Origin of the sequence: Arthrobacter sp. NPDC080082 (assembly GCF_040686595.1) — a bacterium.
Lineage (GTDB): Bacteria > Actinomycetota > Actinomycetes > Actinomycetales > Micrococcaceae > Arthrobacter.
In genome coordinates, this window is record NZ_JBFBKQ010000001.1 from 25,680 (window position 1) to 49,509 (window position 23,830).

Consider the following 23,830-nt stretch of genomic DNA (forward strand, 5'->3'; position numbering starts at 1 on the left):
GCCGGCCGGGCTCCCCCGGCACACAAAAGCACAACGGAAGCCCCGGACCATTCGGTCCGGGGCTTCCGTCGTTGTCAGCTGAGAATCACCGCGAAGCCAGGCTTAGGACCACCTGCACGGCGGTGCCCCCGCCCTCGCGCGGTTTCCACTGGATGCTGCCGCCCAGCTCGGACGTCACGAGGGTACGGACAATCTGCAGTCCCAGCCCCTCGGTGTAGGACCCGGCAGGCAGCCCGACGCCGTCGTCCGCCACCGTCACGGTCAGCAGCTCATCGCCGTCCTCGCTCTCCGAGCGGTCCGCGAGCAGCCACACCGTGCCGGCCCGGCCCTCGAGCCCGTGCTCGACGGCGTTGGTGACCAGTTCGTTGATGACCAGGGCCAGCGGGGTCGCGAAGTCGCTCGGCAGCTCGCCGAACATGCCGGAGCGCTGGGTGCTCACCTGCTGGGACGGCGATGCGACCTCGGCCGATAGACGGAACTGCCGGCCGATGAGCTCGTCGAAGTCCACGCTCTGGGTCAGGCCCTGCGACAGCGTCTCATGCACCAGGGCGATCGTGGCCACCCGTCGCATCGCCTGTTCCAGGCCCTGCTTGGCCTCGTCACTGACCATTCGGCGCGACTGCATCCGCAGCAGCGCCGCCACGGTCTGAAGGTTGTTCTTCACCCGGTGGTGGATCTCGCGGATGGTGGCGTCCTTGGTGACGAGCTCCATCTCCCGCCGGCGAAGCTCTGAGACGTCGCGGCAGAGCACCAAGGCGCCGAACCGCTGCTGCTCATCCCGCAGCGGGATCGCACGCAGGGACAGGCTGACACCCCGGGATTCGATCTCGCTCCGCCACGGCATCCGGCCGGTGACCACGAGCGGTAGCGTCTCGTCCACCATCCGACGATCTTTGAGCAGCCCGGCGGTGACCTCGGCCAGGGAACGTCCCTCCAGGGATTCCCCGTCGCCGAGCCGGCGGAACGCCGAGACCCCGTTGGGGCTGGCGTACTGCACGATCCCCTCGGCATCCAGCCGGATCAGGCCGTCGCCGACTCGCGGCGCACCGCGCCGGGATCCGGTTGGCGAGGCGAAGTCCGGCCAGAGGCCGAGCGTGCCCATCCGCAGCAGGTCGTAGGCGCACTGCCGGTAGGTCAACTCAAGCCGGGACGGCATCCGCGAGCTGGACAAGTCCATGTGCGAGGTGACCACCGCGAGCGTCCGGCCGTTGCGCACCATCGGCACGGCCTCCACCCGCATCGCCATGTCGCTGCTCCAGTTGGTCTCATTGGAACGCTCAATGACGCGGCTTTCCCAGGCCTTGTCGACCAGGCGTTTCAGGTCCGAGCGGATGCCCTCCCCCACGAAGTCGGTATGGAACACCGTGTGCGAGGTGGAGGGCCGCACGTGCGCCAGCGCCACGTACCCCAGTTCGGGGTGTGGGAACCACAGCGCCAGGTCGGCGAAGGCCAGGTCGGCGACCATCTGCCAGTCCCCCACGAGCAGATGAAGCCACTCGGCGTCCCCCGGCCCGAAATCAGCGTGTTCCCTGATGGGGTCGGTAAAGATTGCCACAGCACCTCCATTTGCGACGCGGGGACCGGCAGGATCCTAGCGTCGAACGATTGACCTCAAGAGCCTCAATGCTACCGACAGCGACGCCATGTCATCGGCCTCGAGCGCGTTGACCTCGTCAAACATGCTCTTGGCCCGCTCGAGTTGCTCGACGTTCTTGCTCTCCCACGCCACCAGGCGTTCCTCAGCCGGCATCTCGGCCGGCGTCGCCTCAAGGACAGCGGTCGTCATGTCCGACACCGTCGAGTAGAGGTCGTCGCGGAGGGCCGCACGGGCCAGCGCCTGCCACCGGTCCCTGCGCGGGAGCTTGGTGATCCGCTCGAGCAGGGAGTCCGCGTGGAACCGGTCGAAGACCGTGTAGTACACATGCGCGATGTTCTCCACCGGTTCCGGGCTGGCGTGAACGATCTTGGCGATGTCCAGCAGCACAAAGCTCTCGAACAGCTCCGCCCAGCGGTGGGCCAGGTCCTCCGGAAGCTCCCAGCCGCGGGCCTTCTCCAGCCACTGCTGCACCCGCTCGCGGTCACCGCCGCGCAGGTACTCCAGCAGCCGGGCACGCATCGGATCCAGCAGCGGCTTGAAGTCGGCGACGATCTCCTCGATCGGCCGCGCAGCATTGCCCTGGCTGAGGACCCAGCGCACGGCCCGGTCCAGGAGCCGGCGGATGTCCAGGTGAACGGTGCTCCAGTGTTCGGTCGGGAACGACGCCGGCAGTTCGTTAAGCTCGCCGACCATGACGTCGAGTTCGTAGACCTCGCGCAGTGCGACGAAGGCCTTGGCGACCGCTGCTTCCGTGGCCGAGGTTTCCTCCATGGCCCGGAACGCAAAGGTGATGCCGCCCATGTTGATCATGTCATTGGCGACGACGGTCGCGATGATCTCCCGGCGCAGCGGGTGGGTGTCCAGCTCGGCGTCGAACCGTTCGCGCAGCTGCTTCGGGAAGTAGGAACGCAGCGTCCGGCGGAACCACGGGTCCTCGGCGAGGTTGCTCTCCCGCAGTGCCGTGGCGAGCTCGATCTTGGCGTAGGCGGCCAGCACGGAAAGTTCCGGGGAGGTCAGGCCCTGGCCCTGGTCCAGGCGTTCGCGGAGCGTGGCGGTGGTGGGCAGGGCCTCCAGGTCACGCTTCAGGTCCGCCGACTTCTCCAGCCAGTCCATCAGCCGCTCGTAGCTGGGGCTCCATTCGGCCACGCGCATCCGGTCGTTGAGCAGCAGGATGTTCTGGTCGATGTTGTCCTCGAGCACCAGGCGGCCGACCTCGTCGGTCATCGAGCCGAGGAACTCGGCCCGCTCTTCCGGGTCGAGCTTGCCCGCGGCCACCATCCGGTCGACGAAGATCTTGATGTTGACCTCGTGGTCGGAGCAGTCAACGCCTGCGGAGTTGTCGATCGCATCGGTGTTCAGGATGACGCCCTGCAGGGCCGCCTCGATCCGGCCGCGCTGGGTCATGCCCAGGTTGCCGCCCTCGCCGACCACCTTCACGCGCAGCTCTCGGCCGTCGACCCGGATGGAGTCGTTGGCCTTGTCGCCGACTTCGGCGTTGGTTTCGGTGCTGGCCTTGACGTAGGTGCCGATGCCGCCGTTGTAGAGCAGGTCGGCGGGCGCCAGCAGGATGGCCCGGAGCAGTTCCGGCGGGCTGAGCCGGGTGGTGCCCTCCGGCAACCCCAGGGCCGCGCGGACCTGCGGGGAGACGGGGATGGACTTGGCCTGGCGCGGGTAGACCCCGCCGCCCTCGCTGATCAGCGACTTGTTGTAGTCGTCCCACGAGGAGCGGGGCAGGTCGAAGAGCCGCTGCCGTTCCTCGAAGGATGATGTCTCGTTGGGGTTCGGGTCGAGGAAGATGTGCCGGTGGTCGAACGCGGCGAGCAGCCGAATATGCTTGGAGAGCAGCATGCCGTTGCCGAAGACGTCGCCGGACATGTCGCCGACGCCGACGACGGTGAACGGCTCGGACTGGGTGTCGAGGTCCAGCTCGCTGAAGTGGCGCTTGACCGATTCCCAGGCGCCGCGGGCGGTGATGCCCATGGCCTTGTGGTCGTAGCCCACCGAGCCGCCGGAGGCGAAGGCGTCGCCGAGCCAGAAGCCGTACTCGGCGGCGAGGCCGTTGGCGATGTCGGAGAAGGACGCGGTGCCCTTGTCCGCCGCGACGACAAGGTAGGAGTCGTCGCCGTCGTGCCGGACGACGTCGGCCGGCGGCACGAGGGCCTCTCCCTCGGGGGTGGTCAAGACGTTGTCGGTGATGTCGAGCAGGCCGCGGATGAACGTCTTGTAGCTCTCGATCCCCTCGGCCATCCAGGCGCCACGGTCGGCGGCCGGATCCGGGAGCTGCTTGGCGTAGAAGCCGCCCTTGGCGCCGGTGGGCACGATGACGGCGTTCTTGACCGTCTGCGCCTTGACCAGGCCCAGGATCTCGGTGCGGAAGTCCTCGCGGCGGTCGGACCAGCGCAGGCCGCCGCGGGCGACCTTGCCGAACCGCAGGTGGACGCCTTCGACGCGGGGTGAGTACACCCAGATCTCGAACATCGGGCGCGGGAACGGCAGTCCGTCGATCCCGGCCGGGTCGAGCTTGAAGCTGACGTGGGTCTTGTTTTGGTAGAAGTTGGTCCGCAGCGTGGCCTGGATCAGGTTGGTGAAGGTGCGGAGCACGCGGTCGGCGTCGAGGGTGGCGACCTGTTCGATCGCCGTGTCGAGCGCAGCGCGGACCTCGGCCTGCCGGGCCTCGCGGTCGCCGTCGTTTACGGCCGGATCGAACCTGGCGGCGAAGAGGGCGTTCAGGCCGCGGGCGACCTCCGGGTTGGCCAGGAGGGTGTCGGCCATGAACTCGAAGGAGTTGGTGTTGCCCATCTGGCGCATGTACTTGGCGTAGGCGCGCAGCACCACGACCTGGCGGGGGTGCATTCCCTCGCGGAGCACCAGCCGGTCGAAGCTGTCCGATTCGACGGCGCCGGAGACGGCGGCGCCGAAGGATTCCGCGAGCAGGGTGCCGGTCGTCACGGGGTCGACACCGGCCGGGTACTTCAGGCCGAGGTCGTAGAGGAAGAAGTCGCGGTGGTCCGCGGTCTCGATTTCGAAGGGGCGTTCGTCCAGGACCTCGAGGCCGAGGTTGTGGAAGAACGGCAGGATCTGGCTGAGGCTCTTGGGCTCGAGCATGTACAGCTTGACGCGGGCGTCCTCCTCCAGGATTGCTCCGGCGCCCTCGGGCAGGTACACGTGGACGCCGGGCTGCTCAGCGGCGTGGCCGCCCTCGCGTTCGGCGGCGGCACCGTACTTCTCGAACCGGGCGATGTCCTCGAGCGCGTCCTCGACCTCGTAGTCGACCCGGTAACTGGCCGGGAAGGCCTCGGCCCAGACCGTGGCGAGTTCCTTGGAACCGTTGTCGCCGTCGGCCTCTGCCCGGGCGCGGAGGACCTCGGAGATACCTTCGCTCCAGGACCGTGCTGCGAGCACCAGCCGCTTCTCCAGTTCCTCGGTGTTCACGTTGGCGGTGTCGGCGTCCTTGGGGAGCCGGATCCGGAAGAACAACCGCGCCAGTGCCGACTCGGTCATCCGGGCCTCGTAGTCGATGGAGACGGCGTCGAAGGTTTCGCGCAGTTCCTTCTCGATCCGCAGGCGGACGTTGGTGGTGTAGCGGTCGCGGGGCAGGTAGACCAGCGCCGACATGAAGCGGCCGTACACGTCCGGGCGGAGGAACAACCGCGTCCGGCGGCGTTCCTGCAGCCGCTGGATGCCGGTGGCGATGGCGGCGAGGTCCGGGATCTCGATCTGGAACAGCTCGTCACGCGGGTAGGTCTCGAGGATGCCGAGCAGATCCTTGCCGGAGTGCGAGTCCGGCGGGAAGCCGGCGTCGCGCAGGACGGCGTCGACCTTTTCCCGCACCACCGGGATGTCGCGGACGGAGCCTGCGTAGGCGGTGGTGGCGAACAAGCCGATGAAGCGGCGTTCGCCGTCGACGTTGCCGGCGGCGTCGAAGCTCTTGACGCCGATGTAGTCCAGGTAGGCCGACCGGTGCACGGTGGAGCGGGAGTTCGCCTTGGTGATGACCAGGGCGCTCTTCTCGCGGGCCTTTTTGCGGCCGGTTTCGGTCAGGTGCTGGATCTGGTGGCGGGTGTCGCTGCTGTCGCGCAGCAGCCCGAGGCCGCTCTCCTCGCGCAGTTCGAGGACGTCCTCGCCGGATTCGTTCCGCAGGTCGTATTCGCGGTAGCCCAGGAAGGTGAAGTTGCCGTCGTCGAGCCAGCGCAGGAGTTCCTGCGCCTGCCGCAAGCCGGCCACGTCGGCGGCGTTGGTGACCTTTTCGAGGCCGTCGGAGACCTCGTGGGCCTTGTTGCGCATCTTCGGCCAGTCCTCGACGGCGGCGCGCACGTCGCCGAGCACCCGGTTCAGGCCCTCAATCAGTTCCGCCCGGCGGGCGTCGTCGACGCGGTCGATTTCGACGGCGATCCAGGATTCCATGTGGGAGGCGTTGTCGCCCTGGGCGATGAGGTGCGAGAGGTTGGGCATCGCAGCCGTGTCGCCGCTGGAGATGCCGAGGTGGGAGGGGACCCGTGCCACCTTGACCAGCCGGCCGGTTTCCCGGTTGCGGGTGACGACGAAGAGCGGGTGCATCACCAGGTGGATCGGGGACTTCTGCCGGACCAGTTCGGCGTTGACCGAGTCGACGAGGAAGGGCATGTCGTCGGTGACGATGTAGACGACGCTGGCATCCGCCTCATCGATGATCTCGATGTTGGCGTGGCCGGGCTGCCGGGCGCCGGCGGTCCGCAGGTGGGCCTGCGCGCGGGCCGAGAGCGTTTCCTGGCCGTAGCCCTTGGCATCCTCCTCGGCGAGGTGCTCGTAGTAGTCCGCGAAGAACCTCTCATCGGCTCCGATCGAAACGGGTTGATCCTCCACGCTGGACCCTGACGACATCGACAAACGCCTCCATTAAGAAAGTTCGCGGCCGCACCGTTGCAGCCCTCATCAGGAGCCTAGTCTTTAGCCCACCGGCTTGCTGTGGAAGAAAAGACAGAGCTTTTCGATTTTCGCTGGGCAGGTGCACAAACCAAGTGCGCGATGGCCCTGCGGAGAGGCGAGTCGGGGGCCGTCTCATGCAGCAGCGAGCCGGCCAGCAGCGCTGAGTCACAGGCCGCGGCGTCGGATGGCAGGAAGGCGCTGATCGGCGCCGCCGGCCCGTAGCGGGCCCACGCCTCCTTCAGTTGCCGCTCCGGCGCCCGCCCGACGGCGGCGGGGCGGACCTTGTTGAGGATGACCCGCGGCAGCGCCTCGGGTACGGCGGCCGAGAGCTCCGCCAGGCCGCGGACCAGCCTCGGAACACCGACGGGGTCTGCGGAGCCGACGGCGTAGACGGTGTCGGCCAGCTGCAGGCTGCGCAGGGTGGCGGCGTTGCGGCGCGGTGCCATCGAGTCGAAGCTCAGCTCCTCGTCGGCCTCGAGGCAGAACCCGGTGTCGATGACGGTGACATCGGCGATCTCGCGCACGCGGCTGTACACCAGGGCCAGGGCCGCGGCGCGGAGTTCGGTCCAGCGGTCCGCGCGGGTGATCCCGGTGAGGACCCGGAAGTTTCCCGCCTTCGTGGCCACCGGCAGGGCCAGACGGTGGAGGGCATCCGCATCGAGGGAACCCTGGTCCGCGAGACGGCACGCCTGGGCGAGGCCGGCCGCCTCGTCGAGCAGGCCCAGCGCCGCGGCGACGCTGGCCCCGTAGCTGTCTGCGTCGACCAGCAGGACCGACCGGCCGGCCGCCGCCAGTTCGCCCGCCATGTTGACCGCGAGCGTGGTCCTCCCGGGTGCCCCCGCCGGCCCCCAGACTGCGATGATCTCTCCGGTGCCCGGCTGCGTCCAGGAGGGCTCCCCGCCGTCGGAACCTGCCACGTGCCCCGGAGTACGCGGCGCGGCGGCGACGGTAAAGGCGTCACTGCCGGCCTCCGGCGCGGCCGCGGAGAGTCCGGCCACCGCGGCGGCAATGACCGCCGCGAGTTCTTCGGCCGCCACATCGATGGGGCGCGCCGTCACTCCGATGCCGCGCAGCCGCGCCGCCTCGTCCGGGCTGTCGGTCAGGGCGACGACGGCCACCCCGACGGCGGAGAGCCGGTCCACCAGCGAGGCTGTGAGCTCCCCCGCCTCCCCGGCGACGACGGCGGCCCGGGCGAGGCCGCTCTGGCAGGCGGCGAGGAGTTCGGCCAGTTCCTCGCAGCGCCGGACCACCGAGACGGGGCCATGGAGTCGCTCCAGGCTGCCGACCAGGGGCTCGGTGCCGTGCCCGACCGTGACGACGGGAATGCTCATTGGCCGGTTCCGCCCGGATTCCACACCACCGAGATCCTGGCCTTGTTGGCCTGGGCGCCCAGCAGCTTGGGCATCTGGCCGTCAGGGACCAGCACCATCACGACGGTGGAGCGCTGCGCGCCGAGGGCGTTGCTGCCCGGGGTCAGTTGCGCGATCTCGGCCCCACGCAGCAGCAGGGCGGGCTCGCTGAAGCCGTTGCGGTTGTCCGGCAGGGCGACCCACACGTCGACGCGGGAGCCGGCCACGGCCTGCGGCGGCAGGGCCTCGTCCACGGTGACGGCCACGGGTTTGCGGGCCAGCGCATCGGGCTGGCCGAAGCTCTCCCGCGGCAACAGCTGGTCCTTGCCGATCCGCTGGATGGCGACCAGGCCCTCGGCGAGTCCCGCCTCGGGGGTCAGGTAGTTCCCCTCGACGTCTCCGAGGCGGACGTTGACCCGGCGCAGCTTCTCCGGCGTCAGCTTCTCCCCGACGGCGATCGGCTCACTGGCCGCGAAGGCCTCGGTGGTCCGATCCGCGGCAGCGACCAACGACACGACCCCGGCCGTTGACGCCAGCACGAGCAGGACGCCGACCAGCAGCCTCGGGTCTTTCCACGACGGCTTCTTCAGCCTGGCCCCGCCGCCCTCTGTCACCGCCATGCGCAGTTCCCCCATCTGTGCGTCCGCGCCGCCGGCGCCGGTTTCCCCATTGTCACGAATTGTGGGCCCTGCGGGAAGACCGGGAACCCGGGAACTGCAAAGTGTGGATAACCGCATCAATGTCGACGCCCGGTGGCAAAATGGGAGCATGCCCCGATTCCTCACCCTCGCGGATGTCGCCGAACAGCTGCAGATCAACTCCCCCGCCGCCTATGCGCTGGTGCGGAGCGGTCAGCTCAAGGCCATCCAGGTCGGCGGCCGCGGGCAGTGGCGGGTGGAGGAAGCCATGCTGGAGCAATACATCCAGGAGCGGTACGCCGAGGCCAGCCGCATGATCGAGGAAGCCAAGGCCAAAGGCTCCTGATCCCGTCGACTTAGGTCCCTCCGCGCCCCGACCGGATGGAGCCGAGGGCGCCGAACGGCACCGTTGACACGGACCGAACGTTGGCGGCGCGGCGCTCTTCACCGGGTTCCGTCTCCGCCAGGTCCAAAAAATCCCTTCCCACCCGGTCGATAACCCCATGCAAGGCCGGGCAGCCCGCCGCTCCGATCAGCTGAAGAGTCAGCCGCGATCGATCCCTGGCCAGTTCCCGCAGTGCACTCGCCAGCCCAAGGCGGCCCGACGGCGGCCCCGCCGGAACCGCCTGGAGCGCCAACCCGGTGTAGCTGATGGCGGCAGCGTGCGGAATCAGCACCTGCTGCCGGCCCGACGCCAGCACCAGCCAGCCCAGGCCCACATGCTCGAGCCGCCCTTCGCAGATGTCACCCGTTGTGAGGTGGACCACGATATCCTGACCCACCGTGCCGCGAAGCCGGTCGGCCAGTTCCACGCCGGTGGCGTCGACCCGGGCGCGTTCGTCCACCTCGGCATCTAAATCGAGCCGTCGTTCGGCGGCGAGTTGCGCTTCGAGGTCCGAGAAGAGGGAGTCCCACCGCATGCGGGCCAGCGTAGGCGCGTCCGCCGGACTCGGTCAATGGGGTGTCCTTGCAGGCTTTCGCCCGCCTCCGGGCGGCATCGGCAGGTTATGCACAACCCGTCGCTTGCTCTAGACACCCGATCGCACACGGGTTCACACTATGAAAAGTGCATCAAACACTATCAAAGTGCATCAAATGATAGGTCATTCACTTAGAACCCTAGGAGGCCGGGATGACGATTCGGCAGCATCCAACAGCCGGCACCTCCACCAGCCGCTCCGGCGATGCGGTGGTGGCGGCGCTCATCCTGCTCTCAGGCGGACTGCTCACGGGGTTGGGAATGATCCTGGCCGCCCACCTGCGGACCGCCGCCGTGCGCAGGCAGGCCGTGGGTTTCGACACCAGCCTGGGCGTCACGGCCACCACCGCCGGGCTGATCGTGGTCGTCTGGTGGGCGCTCTCGTTCCTCCTCGCCTTTTGCTCGGCGTTGCTGGAGCGCGGCGGCCGTGCCCGGGCTGCCGCCGCCACCGGGAAGTTCAGTCCGGCGTTCATGCGCCGGCTGGCCCTGGCCGCCATCGGTCTTCAGCTGGTCACCGCTCCCCTGGCCCGGGCGGCCACCGTCCCCGACGTCGGGGGCTCCGGCACGTCCCTGCCGGCGGCCGTGGCGGCCGCCTGGGCGCCGCAAGGAAACCCCGCAACGGTGGGCCCACGTGCCCCGTCGCCACCCCGGCCGGACCCACGGTGGCTGCCCTCCCCCGTCCCGGCCCCGCCGGGCGCCCTGTTCCAGCCCCAACTCAGACCGGAGCACCCGGACGCCGGCGGACGGCAGGTGACGGTCAGAGCCGGGGACTCGCTCTGGAGTCTCTGCGCCGCGCAGCTCGGGCCCCTAGCCTCCGACGTCGACATCGCGACCGCATGGCCGGAGCTTTACCGGACCAACCGATCCGTCATCGGCCCCGACCCAGGGCTGCTTCGGCCGGGCCAGGTCCTGGTCATCCCGCCCGCCCTTTCATCCAGCCCCCCGTCCGACGAAGGAACCCCATGAGCCCGCTCGCTGAACCCCGTCCCGGCTACGCCGCCCCGCAGTCCCCCGCCGCACTCCGCCCGGTCGACCCGGACCGCGACATCGAAGCGCTCTGCCGCTCCACGGTGCAGGCGGCCATCGAAGTCCTGGCCGGCACCCGGCCGGCGCAGCAGCTCGCCCGGCGGCTGGACGAACGGTGCCTGACCGCCCTCCAGCACCGCGCCGCCCTGACCCGCCGGGTCTCCTCCGGCACGTCGCCGACGGCGGGTCGCCTGCACCGCAACCCGTGCGTGCGGTCGGTCCACGCCTGCCGGATCTCCGAGGATGTGTACGAGGCCAGCGCCGTGGTGTCCGACGAACTCCGGGTCCGGGCCGTGGCCCTGCGGCTGGAGCGGAGCCGGCTCGTCTGGCGGGTCACCGTACTCGAAATCGGCTGAACCCGGAGCCCAGGCTGACGGCACAAAAAACACCGCGGGTCCGGAACATTGCGTTCCGGACCCGCGGTGCAGGTGGCTGGACCCTTTGCCTAGCGGCGCTTCTTCTTGCTGGCGCGGCGCGGGGACTCCTGGGCCGCGGCCTTCGCCGGGTTGCCGGAGCGCCCGGAGGACTTGGCCTCGACGCGGGTCTGAGCCGTGCCGTCCTCGCTCGGAGCCGTGTACTGCAGCTGCGCCGGCTTCTCCGGAGCCTCCAGACCGGCGGCGTGGATGTGCGGTTCCTGGTGTTCGGTGTGCTGGCCCGACTCGTCGGCGACCACCACGTCCTGGGCCGGGGTGACCTCGACCTCAAGGTTGTAGAGGAAGCCGACGCTCTCCTCGCGGATGGCCTCCATCATGGCCTGGAACATGGTGAAGCCCTCGCGCTGGTACTCCACGAGCGGGTCGCGCTGGGCCATGGCCCGCAGGCCGATGCCCTCCTTGAGGTAGTCCATCTCGTAGAGGTGTTCCTGCCACTTGCGGCCGATCACCGAGAGGACCACGCGGCGCTCGAGTTCGCGCATGCTCTCGGAACCGATCTGCTCCTCGCGGGCCTGGTAGACCAGGCGCGCGTCGGAGAGTATCTCCTCCTTGAGGAATTCGACCGTGATCCGGGACTTCCCGCCGGCCTCGTCGATGACGTCGCGGGGCGTGAAGCTGACCGGGTACAGGGTCTTGAGGTTGGACCAGAGCAGGTTGAAGTCCCAGTCGTCGCCGGTGCCCTCTGCCGTGGCGGCGTCGATGAACGCGTTGATCGTGTCCTCGATGAAGTACTGGACCTTCTCGTGCAGGTCATCGCCCTCAAGGATGCGGCGGCGGTCGCCGTAGATGGCCTCGCGCTGGCGGTTCAGGACATCGTCGTACTTGAGGACGTTCTTGCGCTGCTCGGCGTTGCGGCCTTCCACCTGGCCCTGGGCCGAGGCGATGGCGCGGGAGACGAGCTTCGATTCGAGGGCGACGTCGTCAGGGACGGAGCTGCTCATCAGGCGCTCGGCGGCGCCGGAGTTGAAGAGCCGCATCAGGTCATCGGTCAGCGACAGGTAGAAGCGGGACTCGCCCGGGTCGCCCTGGCGGCCGGAGCGGCCGCGGAGCTGGTTGTCGATGCGGCGGGATTCGTGCCGCTCGGTGCCGAGCACGTAGAGGCCGCCCAGGTTCAGGACCTCCTCGTGCTCGTCCTTGACGGACTGCTTGGCGGCCTCGAGGGCGGCGGGCCAGGCGGCCTCGTACTCCTCCGAGTTCTCCTGCGGGTCCAGTCCGAGCTTGGCCAGCTCGGCGACGGCGGTGAATTCGGCGTTGCCGCCGAGCATGATGTCGGTGCCGCGGCCGGCCATGTTGGTGGCCACGGTGACGGCGCCCTTGCGGCCGGCCTGCGCGACGATCGACGCCTCACGGGCGTGGTTCTTGGCGTTGAGGACCTCGTGCCGGACACCCTCCTTGGCCAGGAGGCGGGAGAGGTACTCGCTCTTCTCGACGCTGGTGGTGCCGACCAGGACCGGCTGGCCCTTCTCGTGCCGCTCGGCGATGTCCTTGACGACGGCGTCGAACTTCACGGTCTCGTTCTTGTAGACGAGGTCCGGCTGGTCGATGCGCTGCATGTCCCGGTTGGTGGGGATGGCGACGACGCCGAGCTTGTAGGTGCTCATGAACTCGGCGGCTTCGGTCTCGGCGGTGCCGGTCATGCCCGCGAGCTTGTCGTACATGCGGAAGTAGTTCTGCAGCGTGACCGTGGCGAGAGTCTGGTTCTCGGCCTTGATCTCGACGCCTTCCTTGGCCTCGATCGCCTGGTGCATGCCCTCGTTGTAGCGGCGGCCGGCGAGGATGCGGCCGGTGTGCTCGTCGACGATGAGCACCTCGCCGTCGAGGATGACGTAGTCCTTGTCACGCTTGAAGAGTTCCTTGGCCTTGATGGCGTTGTTCAGGAAGCCGATCAGCGGGGTGTTGGCGGACTCGTAGAGGTTGTGGATGCCGAGGTAATCCTCAACCTTTTCGATGCCGGCCTCAAGGACACCGACGGTGCGCTTCTTCTCGTCGACCTCGTAGTCGGTGTCGGGCTGGAGGCGCAGGACAACCTTGGCGAACTCGCTGTACCAGCGGTTCGTGTCGCCCTGGGCGGGGCCGGAGATGATCAGCGGGGTACGGGCCTCGTCGATGAGGATGGAGTCCACCTCATCGACGATCGCGAAGTTGTGGCCGCGCTGGACCAGCTCGGATTTGTCCCAGGCCATGTTGTCGCGCAGGTAGTCGAAGCCGAATTCGTTGTTCGTGCCGTAGGTGATGTCCGCGGCGTACTGCTCCCGCCGGTGGGCGGGGTCCTGGTTGGCCAGGATGCAGCCGCTGGTCAGGCCGAGGAAGCGGTACACGCGGCCCATCAGGTCGGACTGGTACTCGGCGAGGTAGTCGTTGACCGTGACCACGTGGACGCCCTTGCCGGCGAGGGCGTTCAGGTAGGCCGGAGCGGTGGCCACCAGGGTCTTGCCTTCACCGGTCTTCATTTCGGCGATGTTGCCCAGGTGCAGGGCGGCGCCGCCCATCAGCTGGACGTCGAAGTGGCGCATGCCGAGGGTGCGTGAGGAGGCCTCGCGGACGGCGGCGAAGGCCTCGGGCAGCAGGTCGTCGAGCTTCTCGCCGTCGGCGTGCCGGGCACGGAGCCGGTCGGTCTCTTCGCGCAGCTCGGCGTCGGTGAAGGTCTGGAAGGAGCTTTCCAGGGCATTGATGGAGTCGGCGTAGTTCCGAAGTTGCCGCAGGGTCTTTTTGTCACCCGTGCGGAGAAGTTTTTCGATCAGTGATGCCACGTGAAATTGCTCCCAGTCTCAAGCTGCCGAATTCCGGCGTGTTTAGTCTACGGGAGGGACACAGCGCGGACCGCGCCTGTTCCCTCAAAGCGGATGCAGGCCAGCCACCGCCTGTGCGAGCGCCGGCGCCAGATCGCCCACGGGGGCCACGATAATCCGGTCCAGCTCCAACCACTCTGCCATGAGCTGCAGTTCTGCCGCGAGTTCGACGGCGGTGTCCCCCGGCGCGTCCGGTTCCGCGAAACTGCCGCGGACCAGCAGGCTGCCGGCGGCACGGTCCGCTTTGAGGTCGACGCGGGCGACGATGCCGTCGCGGAGCAGGAAGGGCAGGACGTAGTAGCCGAAGCGGCGCTTGGCCTCCGGCGTATAAATCTCCAGCCGGTAGTGGAAGCCGAAGAGTTCCTCAAGCCGCCGCCGTTCGAAAACCAGGGAGTCGAACGGGCTCAGCAGGGCCCGGCCGGCCGCGGTGCGGGGCAGCCGCGCCTCCATGTGCCGGTATACGGGCCGGTCCCAGCCGGCGACGGTCACCGGTTCCAGCCGTCCGGCGTCGACGAGTTCGGCGAGCGCCTCCGCGGCGGCCCGCTGCGGGGTGCGGAAGTAGTCGGCGAAGCAGCGCAGGGTGCCGATCCCGTGGGCCTGCGCCGCGGCGTCGATCAGCCGGAGCATGGCCGCACCGGCGTCGGGTCGGCCGCCGCCCTGCTCCCCGCTTTCCGGTCCCTTGCTTTCCGGTTGCGTGCTGACCGGCTCCCCGCTTTCCGGTCCGGTGCTTTCCGGTCTCCCGGATGCGGCCGCGGCCACTGCGGTGGACGGCAGGACCCTGGAGGTGAGGGTGTAGCGGCGTTCGAAGCTGCCCGTCCGCGAGGCCGCCGTCACCGTCCCCTCCTCAAAGAGGTGCTCGAGGACCCGTTTGACGGTGTTCCAGTTCCAGCCCCAGTTGTCCGTGCTTCGGGTTTCCACGTGACCCAGCCGGGCGGTGAGTTCGGCGGCGGTCAGCGGCGGCCCCGCAGCCAGCTCGGACAGGATCCGGCCGGCAACGTCGCCGCGTTCCTCCGGGTCCATGGCATGGGCGCCGACCCACTTCCGGTTCTGCCACAGCCTCAGGTCCTCGAAGTGCTCTGGGCGGATGAAGCTGGCCTCGTGCGCCCAGTACTCCATCATCCGGCGCGGGTGCACCCCGGAGAGGCGTTCCAGGATGCTCCGGTCGTAGTTCCCGAGCCGGGAGAAGAACGGCAGGTAGTGGCTGCGTGCCAGCACGTTGACCGAATCGATCTGGACCAGCTGCAGGCGGGCAAAGGTCCGGCCCACCGCCCGTGAACTTACCGGGGCGGCGGGCCGGACCTTGTCCAATCCCTGGGCTGCCAGTGCGATCCGCCGTGCCTGCTTCAGGCTCAGCGTCGCGGGCACATCTTTCCCTTCGTCGGTTGTCCCCGCCTATGCGGTGGCGGGCTCTCCTTCAGAACGATAGGCGATGATCTTTTCCTCCAGGGGAGCCTCGCCCGGGGCGCAGGTCTGGTCGAGGCTGATCACGCCGTAGGTCCAGCCTTCGCGGCGGTACACGACGGAGGGAGCCTTCGTTTCCTTGTCAACGAACAGGTAGAAATCGTGGCCGACCAGTTCCATGTTGTCGACGGCTTCGTCGAGCGTGAGGGAGGCCGCGGGGAAGACCTTGCGGCGGATGAGGACCGGCGAGTCCCCGGCGGGGAGATCGTTCTCCACCTCGTAGGGTGATTTCTCCTCCGGCTTCGCCTCGGACCAGTGGGCCGCCTCCTCGTAGATCGGTTCGCGGGTGCTCGCCGGTTCCAGGGAGGCCGTCGCCTCGGTCACGGATTTGGGGGTGTGCCGCCCGTGATGGACCTTCTTGCGGTCCTTGGCCCGGCGCAGCCGCTCCAGAAGCTTGTTGTAGGCCAGATCGAAGGCGGCGAATTTGTCCGCCGCGCTGGCTTCGGCACGGATCACTGGGCCGCGGCCCAGGACTGTCAGCTCAACCGTGAGCAGCTCTGCAATCTGCCGTACTTTGGTTTCCTTGGTGACCTTTGCATCCACCCTCTGGACCTTGTCGCCGAGGGAATTGATCTTCGAGATCTTCTCCTCGGCGTACTCGCGGAACCGGTCGGAGACCGTCAAATTGCGACCGCTGATCATGAACTCCATGGTGCCCTCCAAATGACTTCGGTGACACGACGGCGGCACTTCGGGGGCTCATCTGACGGACAGTCGAGCCCCTTTCCGAGCCGCTATCGACAGGTACATCTGTTCTTGGTACCCATGTTCGACGTTAGTTCATCGCCACCTGTTCTTCACCCTTTTGTGGTTTATTTTTTTCCATTGCGACCCGTCCGGCGTCCTGCCGCGGGTCTCGGGTTCCGACACACGGGAGGCGGGCGGGCGTGTCGCGGCGAGCACGACCGCTCCCCTGACGTCGGCTCCCGCGAAGCGGAGAACCCGGGCCGCTTCCGCCAGGGTGGCGCCGGTGGTGAGGACGTCATCGATGAGGATGCAGGGGCGTCCGGCCAGCACCGGCCTGGTCATCCCGCGGCGGATCCGCATCGACCCGCGCAGCCTCCGGGTGCGCCCGGCGCGGTCCAAACCCTTCTGAGAAGTCCCGCACTTCCGAGACGTCCCGCCTTTCTGAGCAGTCCCGCTCTGCCGGTTGGCCCCGTTCCATGCAACCGCCAGGCTTCGGGTCTTGCGCAGGATGACGGCGGTTTCCGTCCCGGGCGGCAGGCGCCCGCGGGCCCGGGCACGGGAGAGAACCAGGTGCACCGGGCTGAATCCCCGACGTCGGAAGGCAGCGGACGTCGTGGGCACCGGGACGAGCAGGGTTCCCGGGGGCGGTCCGGCGGCCACGAGCGCGGCGCCCAGACACCGGGCGAGGTCCTCGGCCACCGCCCGCTGGCCGTGTTTCTTGAACGACAGCAGGGCCTGGGCGAGCTCGGCGCGGTAGACCCCGGCCGCGACCACCGGCAGCAGGACCGAACCGTCCATGTCCATCAGGGCGGGGGCGCGCGACTCGGCCCGGAACGGCCTGCGGGTCAGCTGCCGGAGCCTCCGGCCGCAGGCCGCGCACAGGACCCGGTCCTCCGCCCCGCAACAGGCACACTCCGCCGGTAGGACCAGCGTAAGCAGTTCGGCTACGGCGCCCGCCACGGAGTCGGCCAGGCGGGCCGCCCACGATCGGTAGCCGCCGCGGTGCCGGGCAGCCTCGGGAGCAGGGAGGAGGTCCGGGTCCGTGCCCCGCGCCGGGCGGCGGCGCGGCGGCTGCGGGTGCGCGGTGGGAGGCTGGGTCATGGCTCCAGCCTGCACCGTCTCCGTGGCCGCGCCCGGGTCAGGATACGGCTATGTGGACAACCGGCCGGGACTGCCCACGGGCCCTACCCCGGGAAGGCCGGGTCGATGGCGCCCTTGAGCTGCAGGGACCAGCCGTTGCCGAGCCGCTGGAAGATGCCGTCCGCCGACTGGCCGTAGATCTCCGCCGTGCCGTTGCCGGCGCTCAGCCCGGTGAGGCCGGCCCACGGGGCCAGCTCCTGCGGGGCGCTGCCGGTCATCGACAGCAGCTCCGGGGTGACGTTTTCCGTCGCGGCCCCCTTCATCACGGCCACCGTCAGGTCGTTGACCCACACCCCCTGGTCCGGGTCATGAGCGGTCAGCAGCGTCACCGGGGCGGTGAGGTCCTTGGGCGTGCCGTCCGCGTTGCGGATGATGCCGGTGAGCTGCACGCGGGTCTTGCCGTTCAGCGACGAAATCACCATCGCCCGCGTCCCGTCCCGGGCCACCCGGAACTCCTTCACAATGGCTCCGGCGAGCCAGGCGCCGGTGAGCGTCACCGTCGGCACGGTGGCGCCCCCGGCCACCCCGGTGGGGCGGTAGGCGGCGACCTCGGTGGCACCGTTCGCCCCGGGACCGGCGCTCCAGACCCAGTCGAAACGGTCGAACGAGGGCCGGGACAGCGTGCCCCGGGTCGCCAGGGCCCGGGCGGGCTGCCCTGGAATGATCGAGTACAGCGTGGTGCGGCCCGCGTTCAGGAACGCGGCGGCCTGGCTGGCCGGCGACTCGGCGGGGAACCGCGGGCCCAGGGCGCTGACCGACGCGATGTCCGGTAGCGGTCCGATCTTGTTGTTCTCCACCCGGACCAGATCGTTGTTGCTGACGGCGATCTGCCGCGCCGGCACGTCCTTGTCGCGAATCGGGGGCAGGACGGAGCCGTTGTCGTCCACCCGGACCAGGTCCTGGTTGGCGCGCAGCTCGACGTTGATCACGTCGGGCTGACTGCGGAAGGTCAGGGCCAGCTGGGTCTGCATCCTGAGCCGGTCCTCGTTGGAGGCGTCGGTGAGGTCCTTGGCCGTCAGGTCCACCTGGGCGGCGCCGGAGACCACGGGCACGGACTCGCGGGCCAGTTTGATGCCGGCCGGGAAGGCGCTGACCGCCGCGCCCTTCAGGTATGGGGCGGGGCCGCCCAGCAGGGCGCTCGTCATGGCCTTGACGGTCTTCTTCTTGATGAACCAGCGCACGTCCGGGACCGCGTACGTGAATGTCGGGTCGTAGAAGTAGATCGGGTACGCGCCGTAGATGACCTTGAAGGTCTCCTCCGGGATGGCGGTGCCGTCGGGGATGTCCGCGATCCGCCACTCGCCGTCGACCTTGGTCAGCGTCGCGGGGACGTTCTCGGTGGTGCCCTCCGGCAACTGGGTCGCGATCCCGTCGGCGTCGACCGTGTACGCCAGGTCCAGCCGGTAGTTGTAGACGTTCTCGACGGCGGTGGGCACCACCTGCGCCGAGCGGTAGACGAGGACCCGCTGGTCCGGTTTCCACTTCACCGAGGACGCCTGGGTGAGGTACTGCCGCGCCACCGCGTAGTCGTCCTCGTAGCCGCTGCCGGCCAGGTAGAAGTCCTCGATGACGGATTCGGGTCCGGCGCCGGGGCGAGGCGCAACCGGGAAGAACACCGGGGCGTTGTTCGGCTTGCCGGCGCTCTCGTCGCTGCTCTTGCCCACCGGCCCGGAGCGCGGAATCTGCGCGCAGGCGCCCAGCAGCAGCACCATTGCCAGCAGGGCCGCGGCGAAGCGGACCAGCCTCCCGCCGCGCTTTCCGGCCGTGCGTCCCGTAGTGGTCCTCATGCTTGGTCCTCCCCTGCGGCGGGGCTGTTCGCCGGGCCGCCTGATGACGCGTCCGCGCCCGTGCCGGGGCCCGCACCACTGCCCGTGCCCGGGACAGGGACCGAGCCGGGTACCGTGCCGGGGACGGCGCCCGGGGCGGAGTGGTTCAGCAGCACCATCTGGTTGCCGGCGCCGCCGTCGAGTCCGACGTCGGCCGGCTCGAGCTGCAGCGGCGACCGCCCGATGCTCTCGCCCTGGCGCAGCGGGAGAGTGAGCCGGAAGTTGGAGCCGCTGCCCTTCTTGCCCCAGGCCTGCAGCCAGCCGTTGTGCAGCTTGGTGTCCTCGGTGGCGATCGACAGGCCCAGGCCGCTGCCGCCGGTGGTGCGGGCCCGAGCGGGGTCGGCACGCCAGAACCGGTCGAAGACGCGGGCTGCCTCTGCCTGGGTCATGCCGATGCCGTGGTCCCGGACGGCGACGGCGACGGCGGTGTCGTTCGCGGCGACGGAGACGTTGACGGGCCGGCCTTCGCCGTGTTCGAGCGCGTTGAGGATGAGGTTGCGCAGGATCCGGTCGATCCGCCGGTCGTCCATCTCGACGATGATGCTGCCTTCGGGCGCGTGCAGGGTCACCTCGGAGCCGTATTCGGCGGCCACCGGGGCAACGCCCTCGAGGACGTGGTCCACCAGCTGCAGGATGTCCGTGGGTTCGGCGTCGAGCATGGCCACGCCGGCGTCGAAGCGGGAGATCTCCAGCAGGTCCGCCAACAGCGACTGGAAGCGTTCCACCTGGTGGTAGAGCAGCTCGGCGGACCGCTTGTTGATCGGGTCGAAGTCCTCGCGGGCGTCGTAGAGGACCTCGGCGGCCATCCGGACGGTGGTCAGCGGGGTCCGAAGCTCGTGCGAGACGTCCGAAACGAAGCGCTGCTGCATCTGGGACAGGGTAGCCAGCTGGGTGATCTGTTCCTGGAGGCTGGCGGCCATGTGGTTGAAGGAGGCGCCCAGGCGGGCCACCTCGTCCTCGCCCTTGACCACCATGCGCTCCTGCAGCTGGCCGGCGGCGAGCTTTTCGGAGACGACGGCGGCGTGGCTGACCGGGCTGACGACGTTGCGCGTGACGTACCAGGCGACGGCGCCGATGAGCAGCACCAGCACGGCCGCGCCGACCAGCAGGACGTTCTGGATCTCGTCCAGGGTCTTCTGCGCCGTGTTCAGGTCGTAGATGAGGTAGAGCTCGTACACGGTGCCGTTGAAGGTCACCTTGTTGCCGACGGCGATGCCGGGCCTGTCCTCGGTGCCCACCGGGAACTCGGTGGAGGCCCAGAACTGGTCCTTGCCCGACTGCTGCACGGCCTTGCGCAGGTCCGGCGGGATCACGGCGATGGTGAGCTGGTCCGAGGCGCGGGATTCCACCCAGCGGTTGCGGGGCTTGGTCTGTTCCGGCATCGCCTCGAAAACGTACCGGCGCTGGATGACCGAGCCGCGGCCCTCGACGGCGTTCAGGGTGTCATAGACCAGGGTGATGACGCTGGACTGGTCCGTGACCTGGGCGCCGTCGAAGGTGTCCTGGACCTGCTTGACGTTGTAGCGGGTCTCCGATTCGGCCTGCGCCAGCCGCTCCTGGAAAAGGTTGTTGGCGATCTGGTTGGAGAGGTAGGCGCCTACGACGGCGAAGGACCCGATGGCCAGCAGCAGGGTGGTCAGCACGGTCCGGAACTGCAGCGACCGGCGCCAGCGGCGCTGCAGGGCGCGCAGCAGGTAGCGGGTGGCGGGCAGGGTGCGGGAGGCGCCGATGAGCACCAGGCGGAGCACGCGGACGGCGACGATCCGGGCGCGGCGGGCCCAGATCCCGGCGCGGAACAGCACGGTCCGGCCGCGGCGGGTGGTCAGGGCTTCATCCTCCGGCCGCTCCGGGGTGGACCCGGAGGTCACCGGCGACGGGGTCACCGGCGCCGTGGTCACCGGCGAGGGAGCCTCCCGTCCGGAAGACTCTGGCCCGGTACTCTCCGGCCCGGGAGTGGCCGGTGCGGGATCGGCCGGTGCGGGGGTGCCGCTGCCGGGCTCAGGACCCTGCTTTGTAGCCGACACCACGGACCGTCAAGACAACTTCGGGGGCTTCGGGGTCGCGTTCGATCTTCGAGCGCAGCCGCTGGACGTGGACGTTCACCAGGCGGGTGTCCGCCGCGTGGCGGTAACCCCAGACCTGCTCCAGCAGCAGTTCCCGGGTGAAGACCTGCCACGGCTTGCGGGCCAGGGCCACCAGCAGGTCGAATTCCAGCGGAGTCAGCGAGATCCGCTCGCTGTTGCGGCTGACCACGTGGCCGGCGACGTCGATCGTGACGTCGGCGATGCGGAGGGTCTCGGGTGCCTTCTGGTCGCCCGGGCGGAGGCGGGCGCGGACGCGGGCCACGAGCTCGGCGGGCTTGAACGGCTTGGGGACGTAGTCGTCGGCGCCGGATTCCAGGCCCCGGACCACGTCCGAGGTGTCCGCCTTCGCGGTGAGCATCACGATCGGCACGTCGGATTCGGCGCGGATCTGGCGGCAGACCTCGATCCCGTCGATCCCCGGCAGCATCAGGTCCAGCAGGACCAGATCCGGCTTGGCGGAGCGGAAGACCTCGAGGGCCTGCCCGCCGTCCGCGCAGAAGACGGGGTCGAAGCCGTCGTTGCGCAGCACAATGCCGATCATCTCGGCCAGGGCCTCGTCGTCGTCCACTACCAAAATCCGTGCCTTCATACGTTATATATTCCCTTATTGAAATGGCTTTGTCGTATTCGTGCGGCTCCCGGCATGGCGCGGACCGCCGGCCGGGGCAGGTAGATTCGTCCCAGGGCCGGCGGGCGGCCCGCAGTCCGAGGAGGATGCCGTGAACCGTGTGGACCCCATCTACCGGCTGGGCCTGGGCGGGGACTTCGCCCGGCTGCAGCCCGAACTCCAGGACTACTTCTCCCTCGTCCAGGGCTCCGGCCACTACGGGGTGGGCGAGGGCGTGTTCGACGTCGTGGGCTGCCGGCAGCGCTGGCTGCGCCCCTTCATGCGGGCCGTCACCGGGGAGCAGGCGTTCTTCCCCGAGTACGGCGAGGGCATCCGGTTCCGGATCGAAAACCACGCCCACCTGGACCCCTTCGGCCGGCCCAGCCTGACGGCACGGCGCGAGATCTTCTTCCCCGGCGTCACCCGGGTCTTCTCCGACACCACCAGCTGGGACACGACCGGCGGCCGGCACCGGCTGGTGGACTACGTGGGCCGGTACCGCCGGCTGGCCACGGACCTGAACCTCAGTGTCACCCCGGAGGGCCGGCTCCGCGGCGTCTCGGAGGCATCCCGGTTGCTGCTGGGTCCGCTGCGGCTGCCGCTGCCGGGCCCACTGGACGCCAAGGCCTACGCCGAACAGTGGTGGGACGTCGCGGAGGGCAAGCACCGGATCCAGGTCAAGGCCATCCAGCCGCAGGTCGGCCTGGTGCTTGTCTATGCCGGCCGCTTCGACTACCGGCTGGAGCCGTACCCGGACGGCACCGGGGCCGCCGGCTACCTGCCCGCGTACGCCCGGCCCGACCGCTGGGAATCCCGGGTCTGAAGCGACGGCTCCGGGGCGCTAGCCCAGGGCGATCTGGTTCAGCGCATCGGCCGCGTGGGTCAGCCGTGCCAGCACCCTGGTGGCCGACGACGGCGAGTGGCCGGCCAGTCCCCCGGCGGGGGTGAGCCGGACCGCGCCGAGCGAGGAGCCCGGCAACCCGAGCTGGCGCCAGGGCCGCCACAGCGCCTCGGCCAGGGTCCGGGCGGACGGCGGTTCCGCCGCGGGGTCCTCCACCGGCAGCACCCCGGCCCAGATCTTTCGCCCGGACTCCACCGCGCCGGCGAGGTGTTCCCACTGGCGGGAGGTCAGGGCACGCAGCGGCACGGCGATGCCATCGGCGCCGGCGCCGAGGATCCTCTCGATGGGTGCTTCCACCTCGGGGACCGCGATGACGACCTCCTCCGCGCCGGCGGCGTGCAGGGCGTCCACCACCAGGCGCCAGGATTCGGTGACCTCGGAGCCGGCCACGGCCCGCAGGGTCCGGTAGCCGCTGGCGGTGGGAATCGTCCCGGCCAGGACGGCGGCGGCGTCGGGTTCCTCCAGCTGGACAACCAGCCGGGCGCCCGGCACGGCGGCGGCCACGGCCCGCAGGTGGGCGCCGACGCCGGCGGCGAGGGACTCGGCGAGGTCCCGCCGCGCGCCGTGGTCCAGCAGTGCCCGTTCCCCGCTGTGCAGGTGCAGGCCGGCGGCGAGGCTGAGCGGCCCTTGGAGCTGGATTTTCAGGGCGTCGGCGGACACCGACTCGGTGCCGGCGACGTCCGCGAGGACGTTGATGTCGGTGGCCAGTGCGGACCGGGCGCGGCGGGCGTCCCGGCCGGGGCGGTCCACCAGGCGCCAGCCGTGCGGCTGCACATCGACGGCGAGGCCCTCCAGGAGAGCGGCGGTCCGGCCCAAGGCGTCCGAGCCGACGCCGCGGACGGGCAGTTCGGCCAGGAAGGGCAGGTGCGGGGCGCCGAGTTCACCGCGGATGATACGGGCGGCTTCCAGCGGGTCCGTCCCCGGCCAGGGCCCGTGGGCGGTGGCGGTGACCTGGGCGGCCCCGGTGTCGGCGCCGCTCACGCCTGGGCGGAGACGGCGGTCCCGGCGGCGTCCGCCCGGCCCGCGGCCTGGTGGTCCTCGGCGATGGCCTCGTGGTGGCGGATGACCTCGCCGATGATGAAGTTCAGGAACTTTTCCGCGAAGGCCGGATCAAGGTGCGCCTCGGCGGCGAGCCGGCGGAGCCGGGCGATCTGGGCGGTTTCGCGGCCCGGATCCCCCGCCGGCAACTGGTGCTTGGCCTTGAGGTGGCCCACCTTCTGCGTGGCCTTGAACCGTTCGGCCAGGAGGTAGACCAGGGTCGCGTCGATGTTGTCGATGCTGGAACGGATGGAGAGCAGCTCCGCCATCACCGCGGGATCGACCTGGCCGACCAGGGAACTGGCGGCGGGGTCGTAGTCGTCATCGGCGTCGTGGTGGAGGCTGTGGCTCATTGCTCCAGTCTAGGGG

At 69.6% G+C, this 23,830-nt stretch carries 18 protein-coding genes; 4 read left to right on the forward strand and 14 right to left on the reverse strand.

Annotated features, from left to right (window positions below; translation table 11 throughout):
- Positions 1-85: 85 nt before the first annotated feature.
- From AB0O44_RS00100 to AB0O44_RS00115, 4 genes are read right to left on the reverse strand one after another with little or no spacing between them, the layout of a single operon-like run.
- The gene (locus AB0O44_RS00100) at positions 86-1,555 is read right to left on the reverse strand and encodes a PAS domain-containing sensor histidine kinase (protein WP_290255677.1); all 1,470 of its coding nucleotides are present in this window, start codon (positions 1,553-1,555) and stop codon (positions 86-88) included.
- 36 nt (positions 1,556-1,591) lie between these two features.
- A complete protein-coding gene (locus AB0O44_RS00105; protein WP_364132847.1) occupies positions 1,592-6,457 on the reverse strand; it encodes an NAD-glutamate dehydrogenase in 4,866 nt (1,621 codons plus the stop codon).
- A gap of 59 nt (positions 6,458-6,516) precedes the next feature.
- Positions 6,517-7,833 carry a chromosome partitioning protein gene (locus AB0O44_RS00110; protein ID WP_364132850.1) on the reverse strand — a complete coding sequence of 439 codons (1,317 nt, stop codon included), beginning with the start codon at positions 7,831-7,833 and terminating at the stop codon, positions 6,517-6,519.
- The gene (locus AB0O44_RS00115) at positions 7,830-8,471 is read right to left on the reverse strand and encodes a hypothetical protein (RefSeq protein ID WP_364132852.1); all 642 of its coding nucleotides are present in this window, start codon (positions 8,469-8,471) and stop codon (positions 7,830-7,832) included. The genes AB0O44_RS00110 and AB0O44_RS00115 overlap by 4 nt, the downstream gene beginning before the upstream one ends.
- A 148-nt stretch (positions 8,472-8,619) precedes the next feature.
- On the opposite strand from AB0O44_RS00115, the gene AB0O44_RS00120 reads away from it, so the two are divergent.
- Positions 8,620-8,835: a helix-turn-helix domain-containing protein gene (locus AB0O44_RS00120; protein ID WP_290255681.1), complete on the forward strand. Its 216-nt coding sequence runs from the start codon at positions 8,620-8,622 to the stop codon at positions 8,833-8,835.
- Between the two features lie 10 nt (positions 8,836-8,845).
- Here AB0O44_RS00120 and AB0O44_RS00125 read toward each other — a convergent pair whose 3' ends face one another.
- Positions 8,846-9,409, reverse strand: a complete 564-nt coding sequence (locus tag AB0O44_RS00125; protein WP_364132855.1) for a hypothetical protein — start codon at positions 9,407-9,409, stop codon at positions 8,846-8,848.
- 212 nt (positions 9,410-9,621) lie between these two features.
- Between AB0O44_RS00125 and AB0O44_RS00130 the strand changes: the two genes are divergently transcribed.
- Together AB0O44_RS00130 and AB0O44_RS00135 are read left to right on the forward strand one after the other, a co-directional pair.
- Complete coding sequence (locus tag AB0O44_RS00130; RefSeq protein ID WP_364132858.1) at positions 9,622-10,434, forward strand: LysM domain-containing protein; 813 nt, start codon at positions 9,622-9,624, stop codon at positions 10,432-10,434.
- Positions 10,431-10,850: an Rv3235 family protein gene (locus tag AB0O44_RS00135; protein WP_364132860.1), complete on the forward strand. Its 420-nt coding sequence runs from the start codon at positions 10,431-10,433 to the stop codon at positions 10,848-10,850. Before AB0O44_RS00130 ends, AB0O44_RS00135 begins: the two co-directional genes overlap by 4 nt.
- An 89-nt stretch (positions 10,851-10,939) precedes the next feature.
- Here AB0O44_RS00135 and secA read toward each other — a convergent pair whose 3' ends face one another.
- The 7 genes from secA to mtrA all read right to left on the reverse strand — a co-directional run bounded on the left by secA (position 10,940) and on the right by mtrA (position 21,504).
- Positions 10,940-13,678, reverse strand: a complete 2,739-nt coding sequence (gene secA / locus AB0O44_RS00140) for a preprotein translocase subunit SecA (RefSeq protein ID WP_364132863.1) — start codon at positions 13,676-13,678, stop codon at positions 10,940-10,942.
- A gap of 84 nt (positions 13,679-13,762) precedes the next feature.
- Entirely contained in the window at positions 13,763-15,082 is a 1,320-nt protein-coding gene (locus AB0O44_RS00145; protein ID WP_364132865.1) for a crosslink repair DNA glycosylase YcaQ family protein, read from the reverse strand.
- Between the two features lie 27 nt (positions 15,083-15,109).
- Positions 15,110-15,829 (reverse strand): ribosome-associated translation inhibitor RaiA, encoded by a 720-nt coding sequence (raiA, locus tag AB0O44_RS00150; RefSeq protein ID WP_290255687.1) that lies wholly within the window; start codon positions 15,827-15,829, stop codon positions 15,110-15,112.
- Between the two features lie 129 nt (positions 15,830-15,958).
- Entirely contained in the window at positions 15,959-16,966 is a 1,008-nt protein-coding gene (locus tag AB0O44_RS00155) for a phosphoribosyltransferase family protein (RefSeq protein WP_364132869.1), read from the reverse strand.
- Between the two features lie 83 nt (positions 16,967-17,049).
- Positions 17,050-18,792, reverse strand: a complete 1,743-nt coding sequence (locus AB0O44_RS00160; protein ID WP_364132872.1) for an LpqB family beta-propeller domain-containing protein — start codon at positions 18,790-18,792, stop codon at positions 17,050-17,052.
- Positions 18,789-20,657, reverse strand: a complete 1,869-nt coding sequence (gene mtrB, locus AB0O44_RS00165; RefSeq protein WP_364134610.1) for an MtrAB system histidine kinase MtrB — start codon at positions 20,655-20,657, stop codon at positions 18,789-18,791. Before mtrB ends, AB0O44_RS00160 begins: the two co-directional genes overlap by 4 nt.
- 172 nt (positions 20,658-20,829) lie before the next feature.
- Positions 20,830-21,504, reverse strand: coding sequence for an MtrAB system response regulator MtrA (gene mtrA / locus AB0O44_RS00170; RefSeq protein WP_290255690.1), 675 nt, complete (start codon positions 21,502-21,504; stop codon positions 20,830-20,832).
- 130 nt (positions 21,505-21,634) lie between these two features.
- Here mtrA and AB0O44_RS00175 point away from each other — a divergent pair, with 130 nt between their 5' ends.
- Positions 21,635-22,345, forward strand: coding sequence for a DUF4166 domain-containing protein (locus AB0O44_RS00175; RefSeq protein ID WP_364132876.1), 711 nt, complete (start codon positions 21,635-21,637; stop codon positions 22,343-22,345).
- Positions 22,346-22,363: 18 nt separating this feature from the next.
- On the opposite strand, the gene AB0O44_RS00180 is transcribed toward AB0O44_RS00175, so the two are convergent.
- Both AB0O44_RS00180 and AB0O44_RS00185 read right to left on the reverse strand, forming a co-directional pair.
- Complete coding sequence (locus AB0O44_RS00180) at positions 22,364-23,404, reverse strand: hypothetical protein (protein ID WP_364132879.1); 1,041 nt, start codon at positions 23,402-23,404, stop codon at positions 22,364-22,366.
- Positions 23,401-23,814, reverse strand: a complete 414-nt coding sequence (locus AB0O44_RS00185) for a chorismate mutase (RefSeq protein ID WP_364132882.1) — start codon at positions 23,812-23,814, stop codon at positions 23,401-23,403. Before AB0O44_RS00185 ends, AB0O44_RS00180 begins: the two co-directional genes overlap by 4 nt.
- Positions 23,815-23,830: the final 16 nt, after the last annotated feature.